Annotated in this window: 13 protein-coding genes; 7 read left to right on the top strand and 6 right to left on the bottom strand. The window is 54.1% G+C overall.

The genetic code is table 11. The features are described 5' to 3' along the window. Positions 1–348: 348 nt before the first annotated feature. The 5 genes from AAFH99_RS14535 to pepQ form a co-directional block, all read right to left on the bottom strand. The gene (locus AAFH99_RS14535; protein WP_406828056.1) at positions 349–897 is read right to left on the bottom strand and encodes a cytochrome b; all 549 of its coding nucleotides are present in this window, start codon (positions 895–897) and stop codon (positions 349–351) included. A gap of 31 nt (positions 898–928) precedes the next feature. Next, positions 929–1,861: a LysR family transcriptional regulator gene (locus AAFH99_RS14530; RefSeq protein ID WP_043318810.1), complete on the bottom strand. Its 933-nt coding sequence runs from the start codon at positions 1,859–1,861 to the stop codon at positions 929–931. 108 nt (positions 1,862–1,969) lie between these two features. Continuing rightward, entirely contained in the window at positions 1,970–2,848 is an 879-nt protein-coding gene (locus tag AAFH99_RS14525) for a hypothetical protein (RefSeq protein WP_156035240.1), read from the bottom strand. Beyond that, the gene (locus tag AAFH99_RS14520; protein ID WP_406828055.1) at positions 2,848–4,113 is read right to left on the bottom strand and encodes a hypothetical protein; all 1,266 of its coding nucleotides are present in this window, start codon (positions 4,111–4,113) and stop codon (positions 2,848–2,850) included. Before AAFH99_RS14520 ends, AAFH99_RS14525 begins: the two co-directional genes overlap by 1 nt. A 140-nt stretch (positions 4,114–4,253) precedes the next feature. Next, positions 4,254–5,564: a Xaa-Pro dipeptidase gene (gene pepQ, locus AAFH99_RS14515; RefSeq protein WP_406828054.1), complete on the bottom strand. Its 1,311-nt coding sequence runs from the start codon at positions 5,562–5,564 to the stop codon at positions 4,254–4,256. Between the two features lie 111 nt (positions 5,565–5,675). Between pepQ and purU the strand changes: the two genes are divergently transcribed. From purU to AAFH99_RS14490, 5 genes are all read left to right on the top strand, one after another. After that, a complete protein-coding gene (purU, locus tag AAFH99_RS14510; RefSeq protein ID WP_043318802.1) occupies positions 5,676–6,512 on the top strand; it encodes a formyltetrahydrofolate deformylase in 837 nt (278 codons plus the stop codon). A 218-nt stretch (positions 6,513–6,730) separates the two neighbouring features. After that, positions 6,731–7,042 (top strand): hypothetical protein, encoded by a 312-nt coding sequence (locus AAFH99_RS14505; RefSeq protein WP_406828053.1) that lies wholly within the window; start codon positions 6,731–6,733, stop codon positions 7,040–7,042. Positions 7,043–7,822: 780 nt separating this feature from the next. Continuing rightward, positions 7,823–8,632: a 4-vinyl reductase gene (locus AAFH99_RS14500; protein WP_043318799.1), complete on the top strand. Its 810-nt coding sequence runs from the start codon at positions 7,823–7,825 to the stop codon at positions 8,630–8,632. A 109-nt stretch (positions 8,633–8,741) separates the two neighbouring features. Beyond that, positions 8,742–9,437, top strand: a complete 696-nt coding sequence (locus AAFH99_RS14495; RefSeq protein WP_197023809.1) for an MHYT domain-containing protein — start codon at positions 8,742–8,744, stop codon at positions 9,435–9,437. Positions 9,438–9,630: 193 nt separating this feature from the next. After that, positions 9,631–10,365 carry an MHYT domain-containing protein gene (locus AAFH99_RS14490; protein ID WP_406828052.1) on the top strand — a complete coding sequence of 245 codons (735 nt, stop codon included), beginning with the start codon at positions 9,631–9,633 and terminating at the stop codon, positions 10,363–10,365. Positions 10,366–10,449: 84 nt separating this feature from the next. On the opposite strand, the gene gcvP is transcribed toward AAFH99_RS14490, so the two are convergent. Beyond that, on the bottom strand, positions 10,450–13,341 hold the full coding sequence (gene gcvP, locus AAFH99_RS14485; protein ID WP_406828051.1) for an aminomethyl-transferring glycine dehydrogenase: 2,892 nt from the start codon (positions 13,339–13,341) through the stop codon (positions 10,450–10,452). Between the two features lie 492 nt (positions 13,342–13,833). On the opposite strand from gcvP, the gene AAFH99_RS14480 reads away from it, so the two are divergent. Together AAFH99_RS14480 and AAFH99_RS14475 are read left to right on the top strand one after the other, a co-directional pair. After that, a complete protein-coding gene (locus AAFH99_RS14480; protein WP_043318794.1) occupies positions 13,834–15,582 on the top strand; it encodes a diguanylate cyclase domain-containing protein in 1,749 nt (582 codons plus the stop codon). Positions 15,583–15,817: 235 nt separating this feature from the next. Continuing rightward, positions 15,818–16,075, top strand: a complete 258-nt coding sequence (locus tag AAFH99_RS14475; protein ID WP_406828050.1) for a putative signal transducing protein — start codon at positions 15,818–15,820, stop codon at positions 16,073–16,075. Positions 16,076–16,081 lie beyond the last annotated feature (6 nt).

Raw genomic sequence — 16,081 nt, 5'->3', positions numbered from 1 at the left:
GGATCAAGTCCGGGATGACGCGCTCGCGTCATGCCGCAGGCTCCCGTCATACCGGCGAAAGCCGGTATCCAGGGAAGCGAAGCTCCGCACTTCGAGTCATCTGGATCCCGGATCAAGTCCGGGATGACGCGCTCGCGTCATGCCGCAGGCTCCCGTCATACCGGCGAAAGCCGGCATCCAGGGAAGCGAAGCTCCGCACTTCGAGTCATCTGGATCCCGGATCAAGTCCGGGATGACGCGCTCCCGTCATGGCGCAGGCTCCCGTCATGCCGGCGAAGGCCGGTATCCAGCCAAACAAAAAGGGCACCGCTTGCGGTGCCCTTTTTGTTTATCCGAAATTCCTACCCGCTATTTCGTTTTCACGAACGGCAACATCTGCCGCAGGGTATTGTCTTTGGTGACAAAGTGATGCCACAGGGCCCCGCCGATATGAAGTACCAGTAGCACCAGTAGTGCATTCCACAAAAATTCCTTGTGGATAAATGCAAGTTGCTTGGCGAGGTCGGTGTTTTTTGCCACGAAAGACGGCAGGTCAAACAGCCAGAACAGCGGTGTATCGCGGCCGGCGAACTGCCGCATCATCAGCCCGGACAGGGGCATGCCGATCATGATGATGTACATCAGGCTTTGTACCAGTAGCGATACGGGTTTTTGCAGCCCACTGCCATAGAGTGTCGGGCGCCCATGGGTGGCGCGCCAGTAGAGGCGGAACAGGCCCAGGAAGAGTACTGAAAAGCCCAGAGAGAAATGCACCACCATCCACCAGCCGCGCATGGGGTCGCCTTTCTCATAAAACTCGTGCAGCTCGACGGATGCCCAGGCAAACAGAATAAAAAAGGCAATCAGCCAGTGCAGTGTTTTGAGTGCTTTGCTCCAGCTATTGGGAGTGGAGGCCATAAACTTCCCCTTATGGTGTTCGTTTTATCGTTCAGGTTACGCCAGTGGTTGCTGCGCGCACGCCATTGAGGTTGGCAAAGCAGGTATCTCTCGCGGTGGTGAAAAAATCCTGCAGAAACGCCTGTTCCAGCATCTCTTCGCGCACGGCCGCATAGAGTGTACTCCATAGACCACTCTTGCCCAGTCTAAGCTGTTGCACCAAACCTTTCTGTAAATATTCGTAAAGTGCCCAATTTGGAAGCGCGCACACACCGCGCCCACTCACTACCAGCTGTACCATCATCACCGTCAACTCCGCTGTGCGCACCGAATGTGGTTCCACACCCGCCGGGTCGAGAAAGTTCTGAAATATATCCAGCCGTTCCCGTTCTACCGGATAGGTGATCTGCACTTCATCTTCCAGATCTTCCGGTGTGACCCACTTCTTGTCAGCAAGTGGGTGCTTGCGGCTGACAGCCAGGCACATCTCGAAACTGAACAGCGGCTCGTAGTGGATGCCTTTCAGTGAATCGTCGGGGTTACTGGTGACCACCAGATCGAGATCGCCACGGGTGAGGGCGGGTAGGGGGGCGAAGTGGAAGCCGCTGGACAGGTCGAGTTCGACCTCTGGCCAGTCGTCCCGGTAGGCGTCCAGGGTCGGCATCAGCCACTGGTAACAACTGTGACATTCGATAGCAATATTCAATCGCCCAGCCTGGCCGGAGGCGAGCCGGGCGATATCCCGCTGGGCAACAGCGACTCGGGGCAGCACTTCGTCGGCCAGCTGCAGCAGACGTAATCCGGCAGTGGTAAATTGCAGTGGGCGGGATTTACGCACGAACAGTGCCTGCTCGTGTCGCTCCTCCATCTCCCTGAACAGGTGGGACAGGGCAGACTGGGTGAGGTGCAACCGCTCAGCAGCCCGCACCATACTGCCGGTCTCCCGCAGGGTGACCAGGGCCTTCAGGTGTCGCAGTTCAATCATCTTTAGCTGGGTTCATGCTTGTTAGGGAAAACATGAAAATGATTGAATATCACGTCACCGGTAAAATCAACCCTGAAATCAACGGGCAATCTAGGAGCCCAGTAATTTCTATCCTGCCAATGCCTTTCGGCGTTCCGCGTTCAGCTCCACGATATTCAAACCGGTCTCGTCAACCGTGGCCGGCCACTTGAGGGGCGGGAAGTCTTTACTTACCGATAAGTCTGGGCAGGTTTTACGTAACTCGGCCAGCTCCTTTTCTAGCTCTGGAGATGGAGAGAACTCTATACTGTTGATAATATTTTCAATCAGGTTTTGGGCTGGCTCAGGACTAATGATCGCATCAACTTCTTCGAATGTGCCTGCAGCAGACTGATCAAAACTAAAATGAAACATTAATATTCGGTTGGAAGATACTGGAAAACAAAAGAGTATATTCCGGCTGTCCCAGCACTCACTCTCTACTGAAAAACGGGCCGCAGGAACAGGGAATCCCCTAATTGGTTCCCAGCCAAGTGGTCCCTTGAAATCTGCAGAGCCATCTTCGGATTTCATACAACCATAGTCGGCGGTTAAATATCCAGAAATCGCAGTCTCAAAGGCTCTAGGGTGTAGAAAATTTAGATTCTTCGGCTCCTTAGCTGGGCATATCGCTGCCAAAAATAGATCTGCTCTGGCCAATTCTCCAGTAAACCAAGGTCCGAATAAAGCGTATTTTCGAGTAAGAATAGTACTAGAAGCCCACGAATCATTAAACGTATCTATTTCTGTGATCTTCAAATCTCGTAGGTCATCGTCTTTCCAGTTAGAGGTAAACTGTTCGGAATTGGGACGGAATAAGTGAATCTGCTTAGGCGCTTTAAATGAAATAGCGCTTCCCTGTAAGCGGTATTTGTAAGTCTTAGCTGACGAGAAATTAGGTCCCTTTGGAACGCAGGGTTTTCTATAATCTCGAAATTTGAACCTTGAATACTTTATGAAATCCAGCATTAGAACTTGCTCTTAATCTTATTGTGAATTCGAGGTGAAACACTTTCTGTAACCGCCATTGCGGCATCCCCAATTGATTTCATATTCTTTATATATGGTTTAGCCTGTGATAACGCCTTCAAGAACGCTCCAATCGCGGGAACTGCAGCGGCCCCCGCAACACCAACGCCGCCGGCTATAGCTCCGATATTGATTCCAGCTACTCCGGCAACAGACGTTGCGAGACCCGCTCCGGTACCCAAGAGGGCTCCCAGTTGAGCTGCATCGCCGACTGTTTGACCTATTTTGTAACCTTTTTCATGTCGGAGTCGATATACCGATGCCGAGGCTGAACCCATTACGCCAGTAATGTTGAATGTGGACACACGGCTTATTTTCCTACCTACATTCATTTTCAGCCGATGTGCGTTTTCGATAACCTTTGTTTGAGAGGTTTTAGGATCGAACAGAAATACATTATGACCTGGCAGTGTTTTTCCTTGGTCTGCTAATATTTTCAGTGCTTGGGTAAGAATTGCGGAGCCGCCTCGTTCCGCAATCCAGCTGACATTTTTTATTTTTCTCGCTTTGTACATCGAGCGAGCTAAAAGTATTGCCGACTGATGTATCTTCGTATTGTCATACGGTTTGATTGCATCTTTTAATTTGGTTAAGCCTCCGATACGTCCCAAGCCCGGGGTAAGGTGGAAGTCGAAGCCAGTCTTTCTGAGATCTCGCTCTCCTACCTCAGGGCTATAGTGGCTCGCGGCGACTCCAGGAGCGATTGTCGTGGCAGCAATATTCTGATCGGAGTACCTAGAGTCACATATTGCGACAAGCCTTCCTTCATCCTTTCGAATTTCTCCATCACTACTTTTTTTAGCGGTCCATTTCGATTTCGAATGCTTTGCGTTAAATATTCCGGCAGTTGCCTTGCTGCCTTGCAGCTCCGCATACCCAGCATCCGCCTCAAAATAGACAACCTTGAATGCATCTTTGGATTGCTTCTCCACAGTCACTTTGCACCCGGGCAGGATCATCACGAACTCTTCCTCGCCACCGCGATGCACGGGGCCGGGTTTGATAAAGATATTATCCTGGTGCAGGCGGCCAGAGGTCAGTTGGTGTAGGGCATTGACGGTGATCTGGGCCCAGTAGTTGCCCTGTTTGGCGAGGTTGCGGATTTCGTTGTAAACGGGTTCCGCTTGCGGGGTGATGGTGACCACTTTACCGGCGGATTTGCCGGCAATCACGATATTTTGTTTGACGCCTTTATTCGCAAACATGATTCAACTCCCTTTGAATATCTGAATGGGAGGAATCATATATAAGAGAATAAGGCTTGGCTATTATTTGTACGAAATTGGTACGTACGTATTGGTTGGGGTGTGGGAGCCAGCCCTGCAGGGTGGCTCCCACAGGCAGATCACTCTCCGTAGCAATCTCGCGTCATATTTTCAATCCGATCAGCGTGCACGATCACATTGTCTTCGATGCGCACACCTCCAAACGGACGCAGTTTCTCCACTTTATCCCAGTTCACTTCATCAGCCAGTTGGGACTCTTTCAGTTCCGCCAGCAGGCTGTCGATAAAGTACAGGCCGGGCTCGATGGTAAAAACCTGGTTCTCTTCGATGGTGCGCGTGGTACGGAGGAAGGGGTATTCCGCCGGTGGTGGAGTGGTGCCGCCTTCGGGAGCTGTCTGGTGGCCGCCCACGTCGTGTACCTGCAGGCCGAGGAAGTGACCCAGGCCGTGGGGCATGAAGGTGCCGGTGAGGCCGGATTCCACTGCGCTTTCGGGCGAGGTTTTGATCACGCCGAATTGTTGCAGTAGCTGGCCGATTTTGTGGTGACAGCTTTTGTGCAATTCAAGGTAGGAGGCTCCTGGTGTAAGGCCGGCAACCAGTTCCTTTTCTTTCTCGTGCATTGCGGTGACCAGGTCCCCAAACTCCCCGTCACGGTAGGCGTAGGAGCGGGTGATGTCTGCACAGTAGCCATTGCAGTCGGCACCCGCATCAATCAGGAAGCTGCGGCGTTCACTCTCTGGCAGCGGCTCAGTAGAGAGATGGGTGTAGTGCAGGATGGCACCGTGCTCGTTCAGGCCGACAATATTGCCGTAAGGCATGGTGTTCTCGCCTTGCCCGGCGGCTTTCATATACGCGAGGTTGATTTCAAACTCGCTGGCGCCAGCCCGGAATGCTGCTTCGGCCGCCTGGTGTGCGCCTACGGCGATGCGATTGGCCTCGCGCAGGCAGGCGAATTCATAGGGCGTTTTGTAGGCGCGGGCCCAGTGCAGCTGGTCGATCAGGTGCTGGGGGTTGCGCTGGCCAATTTCCCAGCCGTCAAACCGCGCTGTTTCTCCGATAAATGCGGCGTTCTCCCCGGATAGAAACGCTTTTGCCTCATCGGGCTTGGAGAGCAGTTCGATATCGTACTGATCGCTCCAGAATGTCTGGGGAGCGGGAGGGACGTAGTGCCAGAAGTCTACCGGGCGATAAAACAGGAGTTTCGGCTTTTGCCCGCGGCGATAGATCACCCAGCTGTGAGGATTGTCGGTAACCGGTACCAGAGCCTTGAACTGGGGATTTACCCGAAACGGGTAGTAGTTGTCGTCGAGGAATTGAACGGTCGGTGCACCGCTGAAGACATTCAGTGTGTCAAAGCCGCACTGTTCGAGGATATCGTCGTAGCGTTTGCAGAGTGTGGCCAAATGGTCGGCGAAGAGTTGCTTATCCATAGTTCTCCTGGTTCTATCCCCGAAGTTGTATAAAGTTTGCCCTGTATGGCAGGTACAGGAATGCGCATAGTGTATAGTCAGCCCTCTGAACAATTAGTCTGATTTTTGACGATGGAAAAGAAGATACTGCTAACGGACTGCCCGGATGCGAAGGGCTTGATCGCTAAGATCACCAACATCTGCTACAAGCACCAATTGAATATCACCAAGAACGACGAGTTTGTGGACCGGGCGCAGGGGCGTTTCTTTATGCGCACGGCGCTGGAGGGCATTTTCAACGATGTCACCCTGCTGGAAGACCTCGATCTGACATTGCCCGAGGGCGCTTCACGCAAGCTCGTGGCCAGCGGTCGCAAGCGGCTGGTGTTGATGGTCACCAAGGAATCCCATTGCCTCGGTGATATTTTGATGAAGTGTTATTCCGGCGCTCTCGATGTGGAGATCGCTGCGGTGATCGGTAACCATCAGGTGCTGCAGCCGCTTGTGGAAAAATTTGATATCCCGTTTCACTGGGTGCCTGCCGATAACCTGGAACGGGCTCAACACGAAGCAAAGGTCACCGAGCTGGTTGACCGCTATGATCCCGATTATCTGATCCTGGCGAAATATATGCGGGTACTTACGCCGCAGTTCGTTGCGCACTTCAAGAGCCGTATCATTAATATCCACCATTCTTTTTTGCCCGCGTTTATCGGGGCAAAGCCTTACCAGCAGGCATTTGAGCGCGGTGTGAAGATTATTGGCGCTACCGCGCACTTTGTGACGGATGATCTGGATGAGGGGCCGATTATTGAGCAGGACATTATCCATGTGGATCATGGTTACTCTGCGGAATCGATGGCCAGCGCTGGCCGGGATGTGGAAAAACAGGTGCTGAGCCGGGCACTGCAGCTGGTATTGGAAGAGCGGGTCTTTATTCACGGTAACCGTACCGTAGTCTTTAAATAGCCATTAGGCCATTAGATGGCGTCATACCGGCGAATATCGCTATCCAATTCTGTAGAGTGTTTACTCCGCATGTGAGCTGGATTCCGATCCTGGTCCGGGATGATGCTTGTCGAGATAAATTTGAATGGGGAGTTATTGTGGTTACTCGTTGCGCAATCGCATTTTCAGCTTTAATTTTGGCCGGTTGTGCCAGTGAGCCCACAGCACCAAACCCCGGTTTGAAAGAATCGTTCCACACCGAGATCGCGGCAAATGGGTCCAAACGTTTTACCTATTCCCTGGAAATGGCTGCGCCGCAGCTTCGGGGGCCTTATACCGAGAGCCCGCAAATGCGCGGAGGTATGGTACGACAACAGGACCTGGGGCGCGGGCGTGCCGGCCGCGGTCAGCGTGTGGATTTTGATTACGCGATGGAATTGAAATTGCGGGAAACCGGCTTCTGTCGGGACGGTTACTTTGTGATCGATCGCGTGGTGTCTCAGCTGGGTGGCGAGGTGAGGGGGGAATGTCGGGATGCTGCCGTGAGATGATCGCGGTAGCTGAGGTTGACCATCTGCCAAATGGCTGCCTAAAAACCAGACAATGAAATTCGCGACAAGATAGAATTATTTCCCAATAATATGTTATTGGACGCTATTCCAATCATTCTTATCGAGATTTTTAGAATTTTAAACCAATATTGCTCGACCCTTGCGTGCTTCTTCTGTCGCCATATCCATGCCTTCCCCCCGCGATAGAATTTTCCCCGGTTAAGAATTGCTCTATTTGAAGGCTTTTCTGCAACTGCCAAATACTTTAATAGTTAAAATCTATAGGGGTGATTGTCACTTTTTTCATTAGGAGAGATATTCCTATCAATAGGGTTTCGCGCCGTGTACCCCGTTAGGATGGTTTCGCGGCTTTCATAATTTTTATAGTGATTATTTTGCGAATTTCAGGCATCGCTTCCCATCAAAAATTGGCGCTAATTTAGTTAGGTTGTTGCCTCTTTAACCGTTTGTAACCATTTGTAGCTAATAGATAGTCACAATGGACTGCTTGGTCATTTCGTTTCCTCCCTGTTCTCCTCGTTCACTCTGGCCTTATTTATCCATTGATTTGACGACCGCTTGAGTCCGGACTAAAAAATAGGAAATAAGTGCTATAACTAATTATTAAATTAGTGAACTGGTTAACACCGTAAAGTCATTTCTTTTTGAATCGAACGTATTTTCCGGTCACAGGTATGGCCCCGTGTCATTACCGGATGCAGTAATAAAAATAGCGATTAACGCGAAGTAAAAAGATTATTAAAAGAAACAGGCGGCAATATGGATATTGAAGTAACCGTATTTTCTGACATCAAAGATGGCTTATTGCGGGAAATGGGGAGTGTTGTTATTGCGTGCGGTTTTACCTTACATCGTCAGCGCATGATGTCGACCCCCACTGGTGTGCAATTGTGGTTAAAACTGAGTGGAGACAAGGGCCGGCTGCTCGAACTGGAAGACCAGTTGAGTTCCCATCCTCTGGTCACCGGTTTCGAGGCTGACCACTCGCCTTCCGTGCAGGCAAACCCTGTAACTAGCCCGGGTGTACAACAGGGCCACAGTGCCACGGCGCGCAGGGCACCTGCGGCTACACCAAGGGCGGCGCAGGCAGCGGCGACACCTCGTAAAAAACCTGCGGCTTCCACACCGGATATCAGCATCGTTGAGCCGGTGTTACCCAAGCTTGCAAAAAGCTACCCGAAAATTTTCCCACAACTGCTGGAGCTACAGCAGCAGGTCAGCGACGCGCAATGGGGCCCCAGCCTGAAGTTTATCGGGGTACGTGTCGGAGCCTGGGTATACAAGCGGGATTACGCTCTGGGCGGCCAACTGGATCTAAAAAGTGCGCTGCGCCAGATTGCGCAACCGGCTCTGCGTGCCTTACTGCCCGCGGAAACGCACGATTTTGCGGTGCACGTGAAAAACAATCCATTCTGTCTTCCGGGATCACATTGCCGCAATGGTGACTTTTTCTGTGGTTTCCTGCAGGGGCTGCTGCATGAATCGGGAGCGAGCAGTCGGGTGGTTGTCCGGGAAGTGCAGTGTCGGAGTGAGGGCGCCTCTGAGTGTGTGTTTGAGGTGGTTGATTGACCGGTTTTTAACAGGGTTGTTCGTTACGTTTTCGATTGAAAAATAAATCCTAAGATGGGGAAGGGAAATGGTCGCAGAATATAATCCAGTGCTCGTAGGGCTTTCATTTTTGGTTGCAGTATTAGGCTCATTTACTGCGTTACAGCTGGCGGTGGCAATTCCGGCTGCGCGGGATGAGGCTGAAAAGAAAAAGGCGATTATCAAAGCGGGTGCCGCAATGGGCGGTGGCGCTATTTGGACGATGCACTTTATCGCCATGTTGGCTTACGACATGGGGATGTCGGTGACATACGACGTATTTCTGACCGTACTGTCCGCGTTTATTGCAATGGCCGCTTGCTCTGTTGGTCTTGGTATCGCGGGTATTGGGTTATTCAGCTTTGACAAGCTTTTGCCCGCCGGGATCTTTATGGGTTGCGGTGTAGCCGGTATGCATTATATGGGGATGGCGGCAATGATTATGCCCATGGAAGTTTCCTATAACCTGAACATTCTGATTATCTCGGTAATTATTGGTGTAATCGCATCCTGTGCCGCTTTGTGGATGGCATTTCATATGCGTGGGAAATTGCAGATGATCGGTAGTTCCCTGCTGATGGGCGTGGCCGTTTGCGGCATGCACTACACCGGTATGGCGGCCGCGCGCTATGAGCACACCAATATTGTCAATGAGGCGTGGTTCGCAGGCTCATTGGGTGGTGAATACCTGGGTATCAGCATCTTCCTGGTTGTGACCACTTCGTTGGTGCTGACCCTGGCCATTGGCAGCCACCGCCGTCGCCAGCGAGAAGAGCTCGCTATCTGACAGTCGCTAGCCTCCCAACCTAGATAGCCGGAGCCATGCTCCGGCTTTGGCGTTAAAATCTCCATATTGGCATTCCGTTCATCTGGTCGACCAGTTTAGCGTAAAGAACTGTTAAGGCCCGACGGTCACATTTTGCCCTCCCTATAATCCGCGGCTTTTCGCCTCGGCACTAAATTTTTAGGGAGAAAACTTAATGTTTGATCAGTACAGCCTGCCACTGGTTGTTCTTTCTTACGCAATTTCCGTTTTGGGATCGTTTGCAGCGCTACAGCTGGTTACCGGCATCCGCGAGGCGATCCTCAAGGCCGACCGCTGGCGGGCTATCGCTTTTGCCGGTCTGGCGATGGGCGGGGGCGCCATCTGGTCCATGCATTTTGTGGGTATGCTGGCGCTCGAGTCGCATATGCCCATGTCTTACGACGTGTTTAAAACCCTGCTCTCAATCGTCATTGCGGTAGCCGCCTGTACCGCAGGTCTCGCGATTCTCGGCGCACGGCGCTTTACCCTGGAAAAGCTGATGCCGACCTCTGTCTTTATGGGGGCCGCGGTGGCTGGTATGCACTACATGGGGATGGACGCCATGCTGATGCCGGCGGAAATCGAGTATGATCTGAATATTCTGATTATTTCCGTACTTATCGCGGTGGCGGCGTCATTTGCGGCACTGTGGATGGCGTTCCATCTGCATGGTTCGTGGCAAAAATTTGGCAGTGCACTGGTGATGGGGATTGCGGTGTGCGGCATGCATTACACGGGGATGGCAGCGGCCAGCTACCAGCACACCGACACCGTTCCGGAATCCGGTTTTCTGGGGGCGCTCAGCAGTGAGTACGTAAGTGGTGCTACGGTGGCGATTAGTCTCGGCATTATCGCTCTGGCTTTGCGGGTAAATCACTGGTACCGGAATCGTCCGTTAGTCCCCGCATGATTATTTTGTGCTTTTAGCTATTAGTAGGCGCGAACAAAAAAGCCGGAGCATTGCTCCGGCTTTTTTGTGCCTGTCGTCCCGGACTCAGTCCATATAACTCTCAACCGGTGGGCAGGAACAGATCAGGTTGCGGTCCCCATACACATTGTCGATCCGGTTGGACGCGGGCCAGACCTTGTGGTGCTTCAACCACGGGGCGGGGCGGCCGGCGACTTCGCGACTGTAGGGGTGAGTCCACTCGTCGCTCATCACGTCGTCTTGGGTGTGTGGCGCGTTGTGCAGGGGGTTGTCCTCTGCAGAGTATTTTCCGTTGGCCACGTCTTCCGCTTCCTGGCGGATAGTTGTCATGGCTTCCACGAAGCGGTCCAGCTCTTCCTGGGCTTCGGACTCGGTGGGCTCGATCATCAGGGTGCCCGCTACCGGGAAGGACATGGTAGGCGCGTGGAAACCGAAGTCCATCAGGCGCTTGGCAATGTCTTCTTCGGTGATTCCGCTGGTTTCTTTTAACGGGCGCAGGTCGATCAGACACTCGTGGGCGACAAAACCGTTGCTGCCTTTGTACAGCAGCGGGTAGTGCTCACTCAGTTTCTTGGCCACATAGTTGGCGTTCAGGATCGCGGTCTCGGTGGCCAGTTTCATACCCTGTTTACCCATCATGCGGATATACATCCAGCTGATCGGCAGAATGCTGGCGGAACCCCAGGGGGCTGCGGAAATAGTACCGTTGACCGGATCGTTGCCCGGTACTTCGGTCACCGGGTGGCCGGCCAGGTAGGGCTTCAGGTGCTCGCCAACGGCGATCGGACCCATGCCGGGGCCGCCGCCACCGTGGGGGATACAGAAGGTCTTGTGCAGGTTCAGGTGAGATACGTCACCACCGAACTTGCCAGGAGCCGCGACACCGATCAGGGCATTCATGTTGGCGCCGTCGATGTACACCTGGCCACCGGCGTTGTGGACCAGCTCGCAGATCTCGCGAATACCTTCCTCGAACACACCGTGGGTGGATGGGTAAGTGACCATCAGCGCGGCGATACGGTCGCCGTGCTCCTCGATCTTCGCTTTCAGGTCGGTCACGTCCACGTTGCCCTTGTTGTCACAGGCAACCACTACCACCTTCATGCTTACCATCATGGCCGATGCTGGGTTGGTACCGTGGGCAGAGGCGGGGATCAAGCAGATATTGCGCTGGCCTTCGCCTTTTGCTTCCAGATATTTCTTGATCGCGACCAGGCCCGCGTATTCACCCTGGGAGCCAGCGTTCGGCTGCAGGCTTACGGCGTCGTAACCCGTACATTCCGCCAGCATGGCTTCCAGTTGTTTGAACATCTCGCGGTAGCCTTCGGCCTGGTCGGCGGGGGCGAACGGATGCAGCTTGCCAAATTCTGGCCAGGTCACCGGGATCATTTCCGCGGTGGCGTTCAGCTTCATGGTGCAGGAGCCCAGCGGAATCATGCTGTGGTTCAGGGCGATGTCCTTGGACTCCAGGGTCTTCAGGTAACGCAGCATTTCGGTTTCGGAATGATGCGTGTTGAACACCGGGTGGGTCATAAAGTCGGTGTCGCGCTGCAGGTTGGCCGGTACGCCGGCAACACCCTTGGCGGAGAGTTCGCTGTCGATCTTCTCCAGATCCAGACCGTGGTCGGTGCCGGCGAAGATGTTCAACAGTTCGGAGACGTCCGCCAGCTTGGTGGTTTCGTTCAGGCTGATGCCGAGAGCATCGCTGCCCACTTTGCGCAGGTTGATTTCTGCCGCGATAGCGCGATCAAAAATTTCAGACTGCTTGTCGCCCACGGCAACGGTGAGGGTATCGAACCAGCTGTCGTGGGTCAGGCTCAGGCCCTTTTCTGTCAGGCCGGCGGCGAGAATATCGGTGAGGCGCTGGATGCGCGCGGCGATGGTTTTGAGGCCTTCGGGGCCGTGGTAGATCGCGTAGAAAGCGCTCATCACCGCCAGCAATACCTGAGAGGTACAGATGTTGGAGTTGGCCTTTTCGCGGCGGATATGTTGCTCGCGAGTCTGCATGGCCATACGCAGGGCACGCTTGCCTTTGCTGTCTACGGATACGCCGATGATACGGCCGGGGGCGGAGCGTTTGTAGGCTTCACGGAAGGCGAAGAAGCCGGCGTGCGGACCGCCGTAACCCATGGGGATACCGAAGCGCTGGTTGCAGCCGACCACCACATCTGCGCCCATGGTGCCCGGCGCTTTCAGGGCCACCAGGCTCATCAGATCTGCGGCGACGGTGACCAGCGCGTTGGCTTCGTGCACCTTGGCGATCAGGTCGCTCAGATCCCGCACCACACCGGTGGAGCCCGGGTACTGGAACAGGGCACCGAACAGTTCTTCTGGCAGCTCGGTTTCCGGGTTGCCGACAACCACTTCAAACCCGAAGTGTTCGGCGCGGGTCTGTACCACGGCGATCGTCTGCGGATGGCAGTCTGCGTCCACAAAGAAGACATTGGATTTGTTGCGCTTTGCCTGGCGTTTGCACATGGCCATGGCTTCAGCGGCGGCGGTGCCTTCGTCCAGCATGGAGGCATTGGCCAGTTCCATGCCGGTGAGGTCCATGATCATCTGCTGGAAGTTCAGTAGGCCTTCCAGGCGACCCTGAGCGATTTCCGGCTGGTAGGGGGTATAGGCGGTGTACCAACCCGGGTTTTCCAGCACATTGCGCAGGATCACGTTGGGGGTGATGGTGTCGTGATAGCCCATACCGATATAGGTGCGGAAGATCTTGTTGCGTTTGGCCAGGGCTTTCAGTTCCGCGAGCGCTTCCTGCTCGTCTACCGCGTCGGCCAGGGCAAGATCATCGGACTTGCGGATGGCGGCGGGCACGGTCTTTGCAATCAGTTCATCCAGGGTAGCGACGCCGAGGGTGTCGAGCATGGCCTGGGTCTGCGCGGCGTCCGGGCCGATATGGCGGCGGATAAAGGCGTCGTGCTGTTCCAACTGCTTGAGGGAAGGCTGGGTCATGGTGGTTGGATTCCTGTAAACGCTGACGGCGTTTGCCGACGGCTTGCCGGGAAACGCGAACGCTCAAAAGTAGCAAAGTGGATCGGGAAAGCGGATCCGTCCAAGTTCACGGGGCACGCGGGTCAGTGACCAACGGTTCCCGAGTTCGGCATTCGGTAATAATGGTGTGGCAGAGTGAACATGCCCAGTTACCGGCACCGCTGCGTCGGTGAGACGTGCACGCGCGGTGGGGTAATACCGGTCGCCAGAAGGCGCGCATCTTAGCAACCGCAGTGTGTGTGGGCAATTGGTGAACTATCTGGTCAAAGTTATGCTGGGAGCGGGTCAGATTTGTGACATAAATCCTGTTTTTGGCAATGTGGCGCTATTTTTGTCTGCAGGCGCAGTAGCCCCACCAGCCGGTCTGGAGAATTGCGCCATACTCAAAGATTGATAAGAAGCTGTCGCAGGAGTCGCGTACAGCCAACGACCCAGGGAATAAGGGGATCTATCGTGTTGCCTTCGGCAAACGTCAACACTCTGCGCTTTAAAGCCTGTCTGCTTTCCGCATTGCTGGTCGTGGCGATGTGCCTGTTTTTTATCCTGCTGGGCAACGGCAGCCTGCAGTCTCTGCTGACCAAAAATCGCGAACACCGGCACCTCAACTTTCAGTTTCAGGTAGCAGGCCTGTTGCAGCAGTCCCGTCTTGAGATGGCCCGTTTGGCAGAGTTGATTGCCCTCAATCCCCGTGGGCATATTTCATCACGGGATGAACTGCGCAAGGCGATGGACCGGCAGTGGGAGCTGCTTCAGCAGAGTTGGGATCTTCACTCGTTAAAAATCTACGATGCCGACAGCAAACCGGTATTGAGCTGGGGTGCGCCATACAGTCAATTGAGTGCCGAGAAAGTGGCGCAGGTGCTGATGGGTGGTCAGCCACTGGAGCAGGTGGCGTGCGAACCAGGCTGTGTACAAAGCCTGTCGGTACCCATGCGCGCCCGCGGTGGGGACTACGTTCTGCAGATTGAGCGCCCCCTGGCAAAACAGCTGCAACGCTTTCGCGAAATGACCGGCTCTGATATCGGCATTCTGTCGGCGGAGCGCTCCCTTCATATCACCGGGGAAAATGGAAAATATCTTGCCAGTTGGCGGCGGGAAATTCTGTCGCTGACCTCCCGTGAGCGAATGTTGCCTTTGCTGAACCGGGTTGCCGGTGAAGTGGCGGCGCTGGACGAGCTGCACCAGCACGCGCGACTGTACGAACTGGACAATCGACAATTTGATATTCGCACCATGAATGTGGGTGTGGACGAACATGGTGCACGATTTGTATTTATCGAAGATGTATCCGGTCAGGTGGAACACATCGATGATTCGGTACAGCTGTTGTTATTGTTTTCCGTGCTCGGCGCACTGATTTTCAGTGCAGCAGTAGCGGGGACGCTATGGGGGCCAATCGTGCGACTTCGGCGACTGGCTCAGGCATTGCCTCTGCTGACCAATGGCCGCTTTGACGATGCGCGTCAATTGATCCGTCCGGTACAAAAAAATCCGGAAAAGTGCGATGAGTTGGATGTTCTCGATAATACCGGCCTTACCGTCTGCAACCAGCTGCAGGATATGCATGAGATGGTGTCGCGCAAGACGGCCCAGCTGGAACAGATTGCCATGCACGACAGCCTGACGGGGCTGGCGAATCGTTTCAGCCTGCTGGAACAGTTGGAGTTTCATCTGCAACTCGCCCGTCATCAGCCCGAGAATGTACAGGAGCAGAGCTTTCTGTTTTTTATCGACCTGGATGATTTCAAGCAGGTCAATGACACCCTGGGGCACCAGCGAGGGGATGAGCTGCTGTGTGTCATCGCGCGGCGCCTGCTTAGTGTTATGCGGTGTGGTGACATTGTTGCACGATTGAGTGGTGACGAATTCTGTGTGTTCGTGCGTGGGGTAAAAGGCGCGGAGGCCCATGGTGTTCTGGCTGAAAAGCTTCTGAATACCGTCGCGCAACCGGTAAAAATCGCCGACAAACTGGTCACTGTTACCATGAGCGTGGGCGTGGTTGCGGTCGACGGCCACGAAGAAACCCTGGAGGGAATATTGCAGAAAGCGGACATGGCCATGTACCACGCCAAGCGACACGGTAAAAACAAATACCAGTTGTACACCGAGACATTGCCGGTGTATGCAACTGAAGGCAGTGAAGCGGTATGTGCCAGTGTGGTGCGGCCGCTGGAGTTGGTTGGCTCATCGAAAAATCGCTGATGGATTTTCAGACGCGCCTCGCCAATATGCGCCGCTATTGCCGCGAATTTCTTTCGCTATAGACAGGCGCTGTTTGTCCGGTTGGTCTATCTTTAATTTATCCCGATCCGTTTTTCCACGCGGATGTACCCCCAGAGTGCTGGAACGGCGGAATATTTTTTCACAACTGATGTTCGATCTGACACCGAGCCACAAGCCCGGAACCCAGGGTCAGCAAGGTTAACCAGTCCGCACTATGGCGAGCAAAATCTACACCACCGACGACCAGCTTCTCAGCAGCTATCTGCGCAATCTTCTGCAATCTGCCGGTTACCCGGTACTGACGCAACAAACCCGGGTGGAGCCAGCCATCGAGGGTGGAGACGGTGTAGGAAAGGAAGTGAGCGGACAGGGCAATCTGGATTGGCAATCTGAGCTCTGGCTGATCCACGATGCAGATCTTGCCAGCGCCCAGCAGGTACTGCAGCAGGCACTTTCCCGGGAAAGCGCCTGACAACTA

This window comes from Microbulbifer sp. ARAS458-1, from assembly GCF_045348205.1.
In the GTDB taxonomy this organism is placed as follows: Bacteria; Pseudomonadota; Gammaproteobacteria; order Pseudomonadales; family Cellvibrionaceae; genus Microbulbifer.
This window is presented reverse-complemented; position numbering and strand designations above follow the sequence as displayed.